The organism is Pseudomonas sp. SA233, from assembly GCF_054792385.1.
In genome coordinates, this window is the sequence record NZ_CP096449.1 from 5669558 (window position 1) to 5684848 (window position 15291).

Annotated in this window: 14 protein-coding genes; 10 read left to right on the forward strand and 4 right to left on the reverse strand. The window is 64.1% G+C overall.

What is annotated here, in order from left to right:
• Positions 1-109: 109 nt before the first annotated feature.
• The 3 genes from M1D87_RS25970 to M1D87_RS25980 all read right to left on the reverse strand — a co-directional run bounded on the left by M1D87_RS25970 (position 110) and on the right by M1D87_RS25980 (position 3924).
• Positions 110-1651, reverse strand: a complete 1542-nt coding sequence (locus M1D87_RS25970; RefSeq protein WP_232881306.1) for an APC family permease — start codon at positions 1649-1651, stop codon at positions 110-112.
• 112 nt (positions 1652-1763) lie between these two features.
• A complete protein-coding gene (locus tag M1D87_RS25975; RefSeq protein ID WP_015272333.1) occupies positions 1764-2537 on the reverse strand; it encodes a gamma-glutamyl-gamma-aminobutyrate hydrolase family protein in 774 nt (257 codons plus the stop codon).
• Between the two features lie 4 nt (positions 2538-2541).
• Complete coding sequence (locus M1D87_RS25980) at positions 2542-3924, reverse strand: glutamine synthetase family protein (protein WP_015272334.1); 1383 nt, start codon at positions 3922-3924, stop codon at positions 2542-2544.
• A 207-nt stretch (positions 3925-4131) separates the two neighbouring features.
• On the opposite strand from M1D87_RS25980, the gene M1D87_RS25985 reads away from it, so the two are divergent.
• From M1D87_RS25985 to M1D87_RS26005, 5 genes are all read left to right on the forward strand, one after another.
• Positions 4132-5004, forward strand: coding sequence for a LysR family transcriptional regulator (locus tag M1D87_RS25985; protein WP_013974798.1), 873 nt, complete (start codon positions 4132-4134; stop codon positions 5002-5004).
• 198 nt (positions 5005-5202) lie between these two features.
• A complete protein-coding gene (rpoZ, locus tag M1D87_RS25990) occupies positions 5203-5466 on the forward strand; it encodes a DNA-directed RNA polymerase subunit omega (RefSeq protein WP_003253383.1) in 264 nt (87 codons plus the stop codon).
• Positions 5467-5525: 59 nt separating this feature from the next.
• On the forward strand, positions 5526-7634 hold the full coding sequence (gene spoT / locus M1D87_RS25995) for a bifunctional GTP diphosphokinase/guanosine-3',5'-bis pyrophosphate 3'-pyrophosphohydrolase (RefSeq protein ID WP_013974799.1): 2109 nt from the start codon (positions 5526-5528) through the stop codon (positions 7632-7634).
• A gap of 23 nt (positions 7635-7657) precedes the next feature.
• Positions 7658-8038: a RidA family protein gene (locus M1D87_RS26000; RefSeq protein ID WP_009684531.1), complete on the forward strand. Its 381-nt coding sequence runs from the start codon at positions 7658-7660 to the stop codon at positions 8036-8038.
• Between the two features lie 59 nt (positions 8039-8097).
• Positions 8098-8823 (forward strand): hypothetical protein, encoded by a 726-nt coding sequence (locus tag M1D87_RS26005; RefSeq protein ID WP_123084296.1) that lies wholly within the window; start codon positions 8098-8100, stop codon positions 8821-8823.
• 130 nt (positions 8824-8953) lie between these two features.
• On the opposite strand, the gene M1D87_RS26010 is transcribed toward M1D87_RS26005, so the two are convergent.
• Entirely contained in the window at positions 8954-9811 is an 858-nt protein-coding gene (locus M1D87_RS26010) for an SDR family oxidoreductase (RefSeq protein WP_023663581.1), read from the reverse strand.
• A gap of 190 nt (positions 9812-10001) precedes the next feature.
• On the opposite strand from M1D87_RS26010, the gene exbB reads away from it, so the two are divergent.
• The 5 genes from exbB to recG all read left to right on the forward strand — a co-directional run bounded on the left by exbB (position 10002) and on the right by recG (position 15239).
• On the forward strand, positions 10002-10976 hold the full coding sequence (exbB, locus tag M1D87_RS26015) for a tonB-system energizer ExbB (RefSeq protein ID WP_013974802.1): 975 nt from the start codon (positions 10002-10004) through the stop codon (positions 10974-10976).
• A gap of 3 nt (positions 10977-10979) precedes the next feature.
• Positions 10980-11408 (forward strand): TonB system transport protein ExbD, encoded by a 429-nt coding sequence (gene exbD, locus M1D87_RS26020; RefSeq protein WP_013974803.1) that lies wholly within the window; start codon positions 10980-10982, stop codon positions 11406-11408.
• Positions 11405-12136: an energy transducer TonB gene (locus M1D87_RS26025; RefSeq protein WP_015272339.1), complete on the forward strand. Its 732-nt coding sequence runs from the start codon at positions 11405-11407 to the stop codon at positions 12134-12136. The genes exbD and M1D87_RS26025 overlap by 4 nt, the downstream gene beginning before the upstream one ends.
• Before the next feature lie 94 nt (positions 12137-12230).
• On the forward strand, positions 12231-13157 hold the full coding sequence (locus tag M1D87_RS26030; RefSeq protein WP_013974805.1) for a hydrogen peroxide-inducible genes activator: 927 nt from the start codon (positions 12231-12233) through the stop codon (positions 13155-13157).
• Between the two features lie 3 nt (positions 13158-13160).
• Positions 13161-15239, forward strand: coding sequence for an ATP-dependent DNA helicase RecG (gene recG / locus M1D87_RS26035; RefSeq protein ID WP_024087919.1), 2079 nt, complete (start codon positions 13161-13163; stop codon positions 15237-15239).
• Positions 15240-15291 lie beyond the last annotated feature (52 nt).

The window sequence follows — 15291 nt, forward strand, 5'->3', positions numbered from 1 at the left end:
TGCTTTGCAGCCCATTCGCAGCACAAGGCTGCTCCTACAATGGCGCAATGTACGCCATCGATGTAGGAGCGGCCTTGTGTCGTGAAAGGGGCGCAAAGCGCCCCCAGCCTTATTCCTGCAATGGCAAGGTAGCCTGCTGACGCAGGGTAGCCCCCAGGAAGTACGCCGGCGCGCGCAGCCGCGACAGCATCATCAGCACGATCCCCAGCACCGAGATGATCGCGGCGATCACGAACACCAGCCCCAGCCCGCCCACATGCGAGCCGCTGCCGAAGTCCGGCGAGGCGCTGTCGATGGCGGTACGCACGAAGATAACCGACAAGATCACCCCACCCACCAGCGGGCACAAGCCGCGCATCAGGAAGTGGCGCAGGCTGTCGAACAGGCTGTCGCGGAAGTACCAGACACAGGCGAAGGCCGTCAGCGAATAGTAGAAGCAGATCATCATGCCCAGTGCAGTGATGGTATCCGCCAACACGTTCTCGCTCAGGGTGCGCATGGTCACGTAGAACAGGCCCGCGGCCACGCCGGCGCAGATGGTGGCGTAACGCGGGGTCTGCGAACGTGGGCAGACGCTGGCGAACTTCTGCGGCACCGCACCGTAGTAACCCATGGCCAACAGTGTGCGCGCCGGCGACACGAAGGTCGACTGCAGCGACGCCGCGGTACTGGCCAGCACGGCGATGGACATCAAGATCGCCAGCGGCCCCATGACCGGGCCGGCCAGGTGAGCGAAGACGTTTTCCTGGATGCGCGGGTTGTTCAGGCCCAGGCCCTGTTCGCTGATACCAGCAAACTGCAGGGTGGCAATGGCGGTGAACAGGTACAGGCCGAGGATCAGCAGCACGGTCCAGGTGGCCGCCTTGCCCGGCACCTCGTCACTGCCGACCGACTCCTCGCTGACAGTCAGGCACACGTCCCAGCCCCAGAAGATGAAGATCGACAGCGACAGCCCGGCGGCAAAGGCCGAGAACGATTCGACGCCGAACGGGTTGAACCAGGCGAAATCGAATTCCAGCGGTGGCGGCGCCGTGGTTTCGCCGAAAGCGGCAAAGGCAAAGCCGATCAGCACCAGCAACTGCAGGGCCACCAGGCCGTATTGCACCGTCATGGTGGTGGTCATGCCGCGGCAGCAGATCCACACCGCCAGGGCGATGAACACGCAACAGGTGGTTATGTTGATGAGCAGGTTGTCGGCCAATGCCGCCAGTTCATGCTTGCCGGTGATCTGACCAAGGAACAGGTAGAAGAAGTCGACCGCCACCCCTGCCAGGTTCGACAACACGATGGTGGTGGCGACCACCAGGCCCCAGCCACCGATCCAGCCGATCATCGGACCGAAGGCACGCGCCGACCAGGTAAACGAAGTACCACTGTCCGGCTCCGCCGAGTTCAGTTCGCGGTAGCCCAAGGCCACCAGCAGCATCGGCAGGAAGCCGACGATGAATACCGCTGGCAGGTGCGCGCCCACTTCACGCACGGTCGGGCCAAGGGCGCCGGTCAGGGTGTAGACCGGGGCGATGGTGGAAATGCCCAGCACCACGCTGGCCAGCAAGCCCAGCCGGCCGGTGGCCAGCCCCTTGCTGCGCTGGGTGTTGCCCGCGTCGGCCGCCACATCGGGTGGGCGGCCGGCTTCTGTGTAATTGCTCATGAGTATTTGCCGTAAATTTTGGAATTGTTTTACAGGCCTTGCGTACAAGGCCCGCTTTCACTCATTGAAAGCTTGCTGCCGGGAACAAGTCATCCGAGACCTTCGGGTGACGTCAGAGTGCCTCCTGCCGTGCGCCCTCCCGTGTTGCATAAGCAAAACAGGCCTCGCGAAACGCCTGGAACAGACGTAACGAGACCGGGTTTTCGGTAAATCGCCACTCCGGGTGCCACTGCACGCCGAGCACAAAGCCCGGCGCGGCAGGCATGGACACCGCTTCGATCAGGCCATCCGGGGCCCGTGCCTCGACGCGCAGGCCTGGGGCCAGACGGTCGATGCCCTGGCTGTGCAGCGAGTTGACCTCGAACTGCGCCGCCAGGCCCAGGCGCTCGAACAACCCGCCAGGCTCGATGCCCACAAGGTGACGAGGGCCGTATTGCACCTCCAGAGGTGCGTCCTCTGGTTCACGGTGGTCCAGGTAGCCGGGCAGTTCCTGCACGCGCTGGTGCAGGCTGCCGCCCAGGGCCACGTTCAATTCCTGGTAGCCACGGCAAATACAGAACACCGGCACACCGGCGGCAATGGCCGCCTGCAACAGTGGCAGGGTCAGACGATCGCGTGCCAGATCGTGCCGGGTACCCGCCGCGCTGGGGGCGCCATTGTAATGATGCGGTTCGATATTTGAAGGTGAGCCGGTAAAAACAATGCCGTGCAGACGGGCCAGCAGCGCCTGCGTGTCGCTGCCCCCGTCACGGGCCGGCAAGATCAGCGGCAAGCCGGCAAAGCCGGCTGCCTCGACATACTTGTCGCCTACCGTATGCGACGAGTTCTTCCCCACCTGCTGGCGGCAGGCGCTGACACCGATCAAGGGGACCGCATTTGCGCTCATGGGCTTACACCGTGTGCAGGTACCAGTTGTACTCGAGATCGGAAATCGACACTTCGAACTCGGCCAGTTCGCTTTCCTTGCAGGCCACGAAGATATCGATGTAATCCGGGCTGATGTATTGGTTGAGGACTTCGCTGTCGTCCAGCGCGCGCAGGGCATCGCGCAGGTTGTTCGGCAGGCTCTGCTCCAGCTGTTCGTAGGAGTTGCCTTCGATCGGTGCCTGCGGCTCGACCTGGTTGGTCAGGCCGTGGTGAACACCGGCGAGGATCGCCGCGAGCATCAGGTAGGGGTTGGCGTCGGCACCGGCCACGCGGTGCTCGAGGCGCACGTTATCGCTGCTGTCGGTGGGCACGCGCACGGCCACGGTGCGGTTGTCCAGGCCCCAGCTTGGCGCATTGGGCACGTAGAACTGCGCGCCGAAGCGGCGGTAGGAGTTGATATTCGGGCAGAGGAAGGCCATCGACGCCGGCATGGTCTCCAACACACCACCGATGGCATGGCGCAGCGCGTCGCTTTGCAGCGGGTCGTCACTGGCGAAGATGTTCTTGCCGGTTTTCTTGTCCAGCAACGAAATGTGCACGTGCAGGCCATTGCCTGCCTGGCCCGGGTAGGGCTTGGCCATGAAGGTGGTATCCATTTCATGGTCGTAGGCAACGTTCTTGATCAGGCGCTTGAGCAGGATCGCGTAGTCGCAGGCCTTCAGCGGGTCGGCAACATGATGCAGGTTGACCTCGAACTGTGCCGGGGCGCTTTCCTTGACGATGGCGTCGGCGGGCAGGCCTTGCTCCTTGGCCGCTTCGAGCATGTCCTGCAGGCAGTCGGCATATTCATCGAGGTCGTCGATCAGGTACACCTGGGTCGACTGCGGGCGCTTGCCGGAAATCGGCGAGCGCGGCGGCTGCGGGCGACCGTTGAGGTTGTCCTGGTCGATCAGGTAGAACTCCAGCTCGAACGCGGCGCAGATATCCAGGCCCAGGTCATCGAACTTGCTCACCACCTGGCGCAGTACTTCGCGCGGGTCGGCGAAGAACGGCTGGCCATCCAGTTCGTGCATGGTCATCAGCAGCTGGGCGGTGGGGCGCTTCTGCCACGGCTCGTCCGACAGCGTGCCGGGGATCGGGAAGCAGATGCGGTCGGCATCGCCGATGTCCAGGCCAAGGCCGGTGCTCTCGACGGTGGACCCGTTGATGTCCAGGGCGAACAGCGATGCCGGCAGGTTGATGCCCTTCTCGTACACCTTGTGCAGGCTGGCCCGCTCGATGCGCTTGCCACGTACCACGCCGTTCATGTCGGAGATCAGCAGGTCGACGTACTGCGTGTCCGGATGGGCCTGGAGGAAGTCATTCATCTCGCTGGAAGAACTGGCGCACGGGGTTACCGACGTCATGGCTGTACATCCTTTGATTTGCTGCGGCGATGTGGGGGATACGGCTGGCGCCTCACGGGCGACGATGGTTGCAGCTGTTGTTCTTTTCACTTTCCCATCGTGGGGATTGGTTACCCGACCGGGCGCATTGATTCCCGGGGGCCGTTTCACTATAAAATGGCCAAAACGCAACAGACATTGGCAATTCGGCAAGCAGAGCGTGCACCAATGCAATATCAGATTACCCATGCCGACCTCTCCCTGGTCCTGGCCCTGGAACGTGGCCGCTCGCTGGCCAAGGCTGCCGAGTTGCTCAAGGTCGATGTTTCGACGGTGTTCCGCTCGATCCGCCGGCTGGAGTCGGCGCTGGGCACCGCCTTGTTCGTCAAGAGCCGCAAGGGCTACCTGCCGACCGACACCGCCCAGGCCCTGGCCGAGCAGGCCGAGCGCGCCGAGCAGGCGCTGGAGGCGGCGCGCATCGCCATGACCAGTGGCGAGCAGGTTGTAAGCGGCACGGTACGACTGACCTGTACCGAAGCGGTGATGCACAGCCTGCTGCTGCCGGCGCTGGCTGAGTTCATGCCCAACTACCCGGCCTTGTCGCTGGAGATGGGCACTTCCAACACCTTCGCCAACCTCAGCCGGCGCGATGCCGACATTGCCCTGCGCCTGACCAACACGCCACCGGAGCACCTGGTGGGCCGCAACCTGGGGTCCACTTCCTACGTGGTCTGCGGCCAGCCGCAGTGGCGCGAACGTCTGGCCGAGTCGCCTGCCAGCGTGCCGTGGATCGCCCCCGACGACTCGATGCAGGACCACCCTACGGTGGTCTGGCGCAACCAGCAGCACCCGGGGTTGAGCCCGCGCTATCAGTGCAGCGGCATGTCGACCATCGCTCAACTGGTCACGGCCGGGCTCGGCGTGGCAGCGCTGCCGGACTACATGGTGCATGCTCTGCCCGGGGTGGATGCGCTGAGCGGGCCGCTGCCGGGTTGCGACACCCAGCTGTGGCTGCTGACCCGGCCGGACTGCCGGGCGTTGCGCTCGGTGCAGACCTTGTTCGAGGAGCTGACCCCGCGGTTGCGTGACGCGATGCTCTGAGGTTATCGTCAGGCTCAAACGATAGGGTGTCTGTTCCGGCCCTTTCGCGGCTGAAGCCGCGAAGAAGGCAACACAGGGCTTGAAGGTAACCACCCGACAAAACAGCGCTTCCCTATTGGCTGGTGATTTTTTAAACTATCGAGTCCGCCTGCCCATTATCGGGCTGCACGCCCACCGCAATTGCTACTGAGGAAGACCATGGCCCGCGTAACTGTTGAAGACTGCCTGGAACACGTGGATAACCGCTTTGAGCTGGTCATGCTCTCGACCAAGCGCGCTCGCCAGCTGGCGACCGGCGGCAAAGAGCCACGCGTTGCGTGGGAAAACGACAAGCCGACCGTTGTTGCCCTGCGTGAAATCGCCGAAGGCATCGTCACCAACGAGTTCATCGCCGCAGAAGAGATCGTCACCGAGGATCCGGTATTCGCCGCGTTCGAGGACGAGAACAACGAGGCTGTCTGATTGATGCCAGGTCGACGTCGCACGGCGCAAGGCCCCCTTCCTCGGCAGGAGGTGAACCCATGCCGGGTATAGAAGCCTTGGCCGAACGGCTGTCGACCTACCTTGGCCCCGAACAGGTCAACCTGGTCCGGCGTGCCTATTTCTACGCCGAACAGGCCCACGATGGGCAGCGCCGCCGCAGTGGCGAGCCCTACGTGACCCACCCGCTGGCCGTGGCCAGCATCCTCGCCGACATGCACATGGACCATCAGAGCCTGATGGCGGCCATGCTGCACGACGTTATCGAAGATACCGGCATCGCCAAGGAAGCCCTCAGCCAGCAGTTTGGCGAGACCGTGGCCGAGCTGGTCGATGGGGTCAGCAAGCTGACCCAGATGAACTTCGAGACCAAGGCCGAGGCGCAGGCCGAAAACTTCCAGAAGATGGCCATGGCCATGGCCCGCGATATCCGCGTGATCCTGGTCAAGCTGGCCGACCGCCTGCACAACATGCGCACCCTGGAGGTGCTGTCCGGCGAAAAACGCCGGCGCATCGCCAAGGAAACCCTCGAGATCTACGCCCCCATTGCCAACCGCCTGGGCATGCACACCGTGCGCGTTGAGTTCGAGGACCTCGGCTTCAAGGCCATGCACCCGATGCGTTCGTCGCTGATCCACCGCGCGGTGAAAAGCGCACGCGGCAACCGCAAGGAAATCGTCGCCAAGATCGAGCATTCGCTGGCCAACTGCCTGGCCGCCGACGGCATCGAGGGCGAGGTCAGCGGCCGGCAGAAACACCTCTATGGCATCTACAAGAAGATGCGTGGCAAGCGCCGCGCCTTCAACGAGATCATGGACGTATACGCCTTCCGCATCGTCGTCGACAAGGTCGACACCTGCTACCGCGTACTCGGTGCGGTGCACAACCTGTACAAGCCGCTGCCCGGTCGCTTCAAGGATTACATCGCGATCCCCAAGGCCAACGGCTACCAGTCGTTGCACACCACGCTGTTCGGCATGCACGGCGTGCCCATCGAAATCCAGATCCGCACCCGCGAGATGGAAGAGATGGCCAACAACGGCATTGCCGCGCACTGGCTGTACAAGTCCAACGACGACGAGCAACCCAAGGGCAGCCACGCCCGCGCCCGCCAGTGGGTCAAGGGCATCCTCGAGCTGCAGCAACGTGCCGGCAACTCGCTGGAATTCATCGAGAGCGTGAAGATCGACCTGTTCCCTGACGAGGTCTACGTGTTCACGCCCAAAGGCCGCATCATGGAGCTGCCCAAAGGCTCCACGGCCGTCGACTTCGCCTACGCGGTGCACACCGACGTCGGCAACAGCTGCATCGCCTGCCGCATCAACCGCCGCCTGGCGCCGCTGTCCGAACCGCTGCAAAGCGGCTCGACGGTGGAAATCGTCAGCGCCCCGGGCGCGCGGCCGAACCCGGCCTGGCTCAACTTCGTGGTTACCGGCAAGGCGCGCACGCACATCCGCCACGCGCTCAAGCAGCAGCGTCGCTCCGAGTCCATCAGCCTGGGCGAACGCCTGCTGAACAAGGTGCTCACCGGCTTCGACAGCAGCCTGGAAATGATCCCCCAGGAGCGCATCCAGGCCATTCTCGCCGAGTACCGCCTGGAGCTGATCGAAGACCTGCTCGAAGACATCGGCCTGGGCAACCGCATGGCCTACGTGGTCGCGCGCCGCCTGCTGTCGGCCGAAGGCGAGCAGCTGCCGGCACCGGAAGGTCCGCTGGCGATTCGTGGTACCGAAGGGCTGGTGCTGAGCTACGCCAAGTGCTGCACACCGATCCCGGGCGACCCGATCGTCGGCCACCTGTCAGCCGGCAAGGGCATGGTCGTGCACCTGGAAAACTGCCGCAACATCAGTGAAATCCGCCACAACCCGGAAAAGTGCGTACAACTCTCCTGGGCCAAGGACATCACCGGTGAGTTCAATGTCGAGTTGCGTGTCGAACTGGAGCACCAGCGCGGCCTGATTGCCCTGCTGGCCAGCAGTGTCAACGCCGCCGACGGCAACATCGAGAAGATCAGCATGGACGAACGCGACGGCCGTATCAGCGTGGTCCAACTGGTGGTCAGCGTGCACGACCGCGTGCACCTGGCGCGTGTGATCAAGAAGCTGCGTACCCTGACCGGTGTGGTCCGCATCACCCGCATGCGTACGTAGTCCGCCAACCGCAAGGAGTCATCATGAGCAAGACCGTCATCAACAGCGACAAGGCCCCTGCCGCCATCGGCACCTACTCGCAGGCGATCAAGGCCGGCAACACCGTGTACATGTCGGGCCAGATCCCGCTGGACCCGAAGACCATGGAGCTGGTCGAAGGCTTCGAAGCCCAGACCGTACAGGTGTTCGAGAACCTCAAGGCCGTGGCTGAAGCCGCTGGCGGTTCGTTCAAGGACATCGTCAAGCTGAACATCTTCCTCACCGACCTGAGCCACTTCGCCAAGGTCAACGAGGTGATGGGCCGCTACTTCGAGCAGCCTTACCCGGCCCGCGCCGCCATCGGCGTTGCCGCGCTGCCGAAAGGCGCCCAGGTCGAAATGGACGCCATTCTGGTCATCGAATGATGCCCTCGGTGACGGGCACCCCGCCCGTCACCTTCCCTCCTTTGCAAGGTTATCCCCTCATGCGTCAAGCACTGCCCCTCGCGCTGGCAGCCCTGCTTCTGGGCGGCTGCGCCAGCCACAAACCCGAAGATTTCAACGGCACCTGGATCAATCAGGACGCCATCACCGCTGCGGTCAAAGGCGGCAGCTTGCGCCAGGCACTGAATGAGCATGGGCCGGTGCTAGAGTGGAAACTCGATGTCGCCACTCAGCAAGCGAGCTTCAGTAACGGCTACGAAGCCGTTGACGGCCAAATGGCCATCAACGAAAAGCAGATGCAGGCCAATTTCCAGGGCGACCTCGTCGAAAAACTGGCGCTTGATGGCAATGAACTGAAAACAACCGATCGGTCCGGCGCTGAGCAAACCTTCGTGCGCACCAAGCAGCCCGGCGATGCGCCATTGGGCGGCAGCTTCGAGAAGGCCCTGTACCAGGCCTATCTGGGCGGCAACTGGAAGATCGTCGAAGGCCAGGGCAAAGGTGCCAGCGTGCGCTTCGGCGACACCGGTAACGTCACCGGCCTGCCAGGGCCAGACCGTTTCGCCCTGTGCCTGGCGGGTGATTGCGCGACCATGGGTGGCAGCAATGACAGCCTGTGGTTGGAGCGCAACCAGCGTGGCGCGCCGTTCATCCTCAAGCGCGATGGCGACAAGCTGGAGATCTTCCAGGCGGTGAACCGTGCGCAGCCGGATGAAATGCCAGTGTTGGCGGCCGGCAAGCGCCAGTGGGTGCTGGAGCTGGACTGAAGCCTGCTGAAATCGTGGTCGAACTCACCGGCCTCTTCGCGGGTAAACCCGCTCCCACAGATACACCGCCAGGCTTGAAACCAGCGGTGTGCCTGTGGGAGCGGGTTTACCCGCGAAGAGGCCGGTAGACTCAGCGCACGCCTTTCAGGATTGCGGCATAGCCTTCCCTGTAACTCGGATACACCGGCGCCCAGCCCAATGCCCGCGCCCGGGCATTACTGCAGCGCTTGCTGCCGGTCCGCCGCACCCGCTGCTCATCCGACCACTCGGTTACCCCCATGTACGCCCGCAGCCAGGCCACCACATCGGCCAGCGGCGCCGGGTCATCGTCGACGCCGATGTAGCAGTCGTCGAGCACCTTGCCGTCGGCATCGGCCTGCAACAGGAACGCCAACAGGCTGGCAGCATCCTCAGCATGGATGCGGTTGCCATACAGCGGTGGCTCCTCGGCCACGCGATAGCCCTGGCGCACCTGACTGAGCAGCCACTCGCGGCCGGGGCCATAGATGCCGGTCAGGCGCACCACGCTGGCCGGGATGCCGCTGGCCAGCGCCAGCCGCTCAGCCTCCAGCATCAACCGCCCGGAATAACCTTCAGGCTCGGTGGCCGCGCCTTCTTCGATCCATTCGCCGTCCTTCTGTGCATACACGCTGCTGCTGGACACGAACAGCAGCCGTCGTGGGCATTGCCCGCGCTCGGCCAGCCAACCCAGCACATGGCGCAAACCGTCGACATAGGCTGCCTGGTAACCCGCTTCGTCGTGCTGGCTGGCCGCCACGCAATACACCAGGTAGTCCGGCGCGCGCTGCGGCCAGGTGTCGGGAATCGATGGCTCGGACAAGTCCGCTGCCACCGGCACGACCCCCGCAGGCAACTGCCCGACCGAGCGACGCAGGCCGCTCACCTGCCAGCCGCGCGCAAGCATCTGCCGGGCAAGACGCCCGCCTACATCACCACATCCCACCACCATCACGGAAAGGTCTGACATCTCTAAACTCCCTAGACCAATTGATCAGCCCGACCACGCTACACGATGGATGGCTAGACCATAGGCGAAAAAAGCAACAAGATTACTTTTGTTAACAAGAATTACTTGCAATAATGGCCGCCAAATTGTTCTCGGCCTACCTCGAGGCCTTGGAGAACGTTAACTTCATTCTTCATCAGGTCCGGCCAGCATGACACGTACTCAACCTTCCGCTTCGCCAACCCCGTCGCGCGCCTGGCGCGCCATCGCCGCGCTGACACTCAGCCTGGTGCTGGCCCCGGTGGCCATGGCCGATGAGCCAACCGCCAATGCTGCTGCGCCTGCTGCCGCTACCGCACCGGCTGCTCCGGCAGTTGCTCCAGCCGCAGCACCGGCTGGCGGTGCAGTTGCCGCCACCCCGGTTGATGCCCCGGTCGCTGCAGACCCGAGCGTCGAGGCTCTGGTTGAAGACACCTCGCTGGGCATGGCCCACGACCTGTCCCCTTGGGGCATGTACAAGAATGCCGACGTGGTGGTGAAGGCGGTGATGATCGGCCTTGCCATCGCCTCCATCATCACCTGGACCATCTGGATTGCCAAAGGCTTCGAGCTGATGGGCGCCAAGCGTCGCCTGCGTGGTGAAATCGCCCTGCTGAAGAAATCCGCCAGCCTCAAGGAAGCCAGCGACGTTTCCAACAAGGAAGGCACCCTGGCCCACACCCTGGTCCACGACGCACTCGAAGAGATGCGCCTATCGGCCAACGCCCGCGAAAAAGAGGGCATCAAGGAGCGCGTCAGCTTCCGCCTGGAGCGCCTGGTACACGCCAGCGGTCGCACCATGAGCAGCGGCACCGGCGTACTCGCCACCATCGGCTCCACTGCGCCATTCGTTGGCCTGTTCGGTACCGTATGGGGCATCATGAACAGCTTCATCGGCATCGCCAAGACCCAGACCACCAACCTGGCCGTGGTTGCCCCAGGTATCGCCGAGGCCCTGTTGGCCACCGCCCTGGGTCTGGTCGCCGCAATTCCGGCTGTGGTCATCTACAACGTCTTCGCCCGCTCCATCGCCGGCTACAAGGCCCAGGTTTCCGACGCCTCCGCCCAGGTGCTGCTGCTGGTCAGCCGTGATCTGGACCATCAGGGCAGCGAGCGTGTTGCCCCGCACATGGTGAAAGTGGGGTAAGCCATGGGCCTGCATCTCAACGAAGGTGGCGACGACCTCGCCGAAAACCACGAAATCAACGTTACGCCGTTCATCGACGTGATGCTGGTGCTGCTGATCATCTTCATGGTCGCAGCCCCCTTGGCCACGGTCGACATCAAGGTCGACCTGCCGGCCTCGACCGCCAAGCCGGCGCCGAGGCCCGAGAAACCGGTGTTCGTCAGCGTCAAGGCCGACCAGAAGCTGTACGTCGGTGACGATCAGGTCCCTGCCCCCGACCAGCTTGGCCCGATGCTCGATGCCAAGACCAAGGGCGACAAGGAAACCACCATCTTCTTCCAGGCTGACAAAGGCGTGGATTACGGTGACCTGATGGAAGTGATGAACAACATGCGCGCGGCCGGCTACCTGAAAGTCGGTCTGGTAGGTCTAGAGACGGCAGCCAAGAAATGACAAGAACGCGCTCGAACATGGCGCGCTACGGTGGCAGCCTGGCGATCGTGCTGGGCGTGCACGTGGTCGCCGTGCTGCTGACGCTCAACTGGTCGGTGCCCCAGGCCATCGAACTGCCACCGGCAGCCATGATGGTCGAGCTGGCGCCGTTGCCGGAGCCTGCGCCACCACCGCCCCCGAAAGCGGCGCCGCAGCCACCGGCACCGGTCGAGGAACCGCCACTGCCGAAGCTGGCCGAGGCACCCAAGCCCAAGATCGCCATTCCCAAGCCGCCCAAGCCAAAGGCCAAGCCACAGCCGCCCAAGCCCGAGAAAAAGCCTGAGCCGCCGAAGGAAGCACCGCCGACCGAACAAACGGTAGACGCACCGCCCAGCAACACGCCACCGCAGAAGTCCGCGGCACCGGCACCGAGCATTGCGTCCAACAGCAAAGCCCTGCCTACCTGGCAGAGCGACCTGCTGCGTCACCTGGCCAAGTACAAGCGTTACCCGGAAGACGCGCGCCGTCGCGGGCTGCAGGGCATAAACCGCTTACGTTTCGTGGTCGACGCCGAAGGCAAGGTGGTGTCGTACTCCATGGCCGGAGGTTCGGGTAGTGCCGCTCTGGACCGGGCGACCCTGGAAATGATCCGTCGGGCCGGCACGGTACCCAAGCCGCCACCCGAGTTGCTGAACAATGGCACGATCGAAGTCGTGGCCCCGTTCGTCTACTCGCTGGACCGCCGCTGAGACTTTTGTTTCTGTCACAAATCGGCAAGTCTGATAACGTGCGTCTATCGATTGCAGCCGCTATGCTGGGCTCGCAACTTCATGGACGCACGTTATGACCCTCACAGAATTACGCTACATCGTCACACTCGCCCAGGAACAGCATTTCGGCCATGCCGCCGAACGCTGCCACGTGAGCCAGCCGACCCTGTCGGTCGGTGTGAAGAAGCTCGAGGATGAGCTTGGCGTGTTGATCTTCGAGCGCAGCAAGAGCGCGGTCCGCCTGACCCCGGTCGGCGAAAGCATCGTCGCCCAGGCGCAAAAGGTACTGGAGCAGGCCCAGGGCATTCGCGAGCTGGCCCAGGCCGGCAAGAACCAGCTGACCGCCCCGCTCAAGGTCGGTGCCATCTATACCGTCGGCCCGTACCTGTTCCCGCACCTGATTCCGCAGCTGCACCGCGTGGCACCGCAGATGCCGCTCTACATCGAAGAGAACTTCACCCACGTACTGCGCGAAAAGCTGCGCAACGGCGAACTGGACGCGGTGATCATCGCCCTGCCGTTCAACGAAGCCGACGTGCTGACCCTGCCGCTGTACGATGAGCCGTTCTGCGCCCTGATGCCGGCTGACCACCCGTGGACAGCGAAAAAGACTATCGACACCGCCATGCTCAACGACAAGAGCCTGTTGCTGCTCGGTGAAGGCCACTGCTTCCGCGACCAGGTACTGGAGGCTTGTCCAACGCTGAACAAGGGCGGTGAAGGCTCCAAGCACACCACGGTGGAGTCCAGCTCGCTGGAAACCATCCGTCACATGGTGGCCTCAGGCCTTGGCGTGTCGATCCTGCCGCTGTCGGCGGTGCACAGCCACCACTACGCCCCCGGTGTCATCGAGGTTCGCCCACTGACCGCACCGGCACCATTCCGCACCGTAGCCATCGCCTGGCGCGCCAGCTTCCCGCGGCCGAAAGCCATCGAGATCCTCGCCGACTCGATCCGCCTGTGCTCGGTCGCCAAAGCCCCTGCGGAACAACCGGCCTGAGTCATGAGTGAGCTGTCGAAGGTCCCGGTGACGGTACTCAAGGGGGTTGGCGAGGCCATGGCGGAGAAGCTCGCCAAGGTCGGCCTGGAGAACCTGCAGGACGTGCTGTTCCACCTGCCCCTGCGCTACCAGGACCGCACCCGCGTGGTGCCGATCGGTCAACTGCGCCCTGGCCAGGACGCGGTGATCGAGGGCGTGGTCAGCGGCGCCGACGTGACCATGGGCAAGCGCCGCAGCCTGGTGGTGCGCCTGGGTGACGGCAGCGGTGTGCTGAGCCTGCGCTTCTACCACTTCAGCAACGCGCAGAAGGAAGGCCTCAAGCGTGGCACCCACCTGCGCTGCTACGGCGAAGCACGCCCCGGCGCTTCGGGCCTGGAAATCTACCACCCGGAATACCGGGCGCTGAACGGCGACGAACCGGCGCCACCGGTCGAGCAGACCCTGACGCCGATCTATCCGTCCACCGAAGGCCTTACCCAGCAACGCCTGCGGCTGCTTTGTCAGCAGAGCCTGGGCCTACTGGGCCCGCGCAGCCTGCCGGACTGGCTGCCCGACGAACTGGCGCGGGACTACCAGCTGGCGCCGCTGGACGATGCCATCCGCTACCTGCACAACCCGCCGGCCGACGCCGACCTCGACGAGCTTGCCGAAGGCCAGCACTGGGCCCAGCACCGCCTGGCCTTCGAAGAGCTGCTGACCCACCAGTTGTCGCAGCAACGCCTGCGTGAAAGCCTGCGTAGCCTGCGCGCGCCAGTGCTGCCCAAGGCCCAGCGCCTGCAGGCACAGTACCTGGCCAACCTGGGTTTCCAGCCGACCGGCGCGCAGCAGCGGGTGGCCAACGAAATTGCTTACGACCTCAGCCAGCATGAGCCAATGATGCGCCTGGTGCAGGGCGATGTGGGTGCCGGCAAGACCGTGGTCGCCGCCCTGGCCGCGCTGCAGGCCCTGGAAGCCGGCTACCAGGTGGCCCTGATGGCGCCCACCGAGATCCTCGCCGAACAGCACTTCATCACCTTCAAGCGCTGGCTCGAACCGCTGGGCATCGAAGTCGCGTGGCTGGCCGGCAAGCTAAAGGGCAAAGCCCGGGCAGCCGCCCTGGAGCAGATCGCCAATGGCGCGCCAATGGTGGTCGGCACCCATGCGCTGTTCCAGGAAGAGGTGAAGTTCAAGCACCTGGCCCTGGCGATCATCGATGAACAGCACCGTTTTGGCGTGCAGCAACGCCTGGCCCTGCGCAAGAAGGGCGTGGCCGGGGAATTGTGCCCGCACCAGCTGATCATGACCGCCACACCCATTCCGCGCACCTTGGCCATGAGCGCCTACGCCGACCTGGACACCTCGGTGCTCGACGAACTGCCACCCGGGCGTACCCCGGTGAACACCGTGCTGGTGGCCGATAGCCGCCGCTTCGAAGTGGTCGAGCGGGTGCGCGCCGCCTGCGCCGAAGGGCGCCAGGCCTACTGGGTGTGCACCCTGATCGAAGAATCCGAAGAGCTTACCTGCCAGGCCGCCGAAAGCACCTACGAGGAGCTGGGCAGCGCCCTGGGCGAGCTGCGGGTAGGGCTGATCCACGGGCGCATGAAACCGGCGGAAAAGGCTGAGATCATGGCTGAGTTCAAGGCCGGCAACCTGCAGTTGCTGGTCGCCACCACGGTCATCGAGGTGGGCGTGGATGTGCCCAACGCCAGCCTGATGATCATCGAGAACCCAGAGCGCCTAGGCCTGGCACAGCTGCACCAGTTGCGTGGCCGGGTTGGCCGGGGCAGCGCCGTCAGCCATTGCGTGCTGCTGTACCACCCGCCACTGTCGCAGATCGGCCGCGAGCGGCTAGGGATCATGCGGGAAACCAACGACGGCTTCATCATCGCCGAAAAGGACCTGGAGCTGCGTGGCCCGGGCGAGATGCTCGGCACCCGCCAGACAGGCCTGTTACAGTTCAAGGTCGCCGACCTGATGCGTGACGCCGACCTGCTGCCGGCCGTGCGCGACGCCGCCCAGGCCCTGATCGCACGCTGGCCGGAGCACGTCAGCCCGCTGCTCGATCGCTGGCTGCGTCATGGCCAGCAATATGGCCAAGTGTGACGCTGGTCCCATAATGGATCCAGATTTGCCCAGAGGCTGGTTATACTTCGCG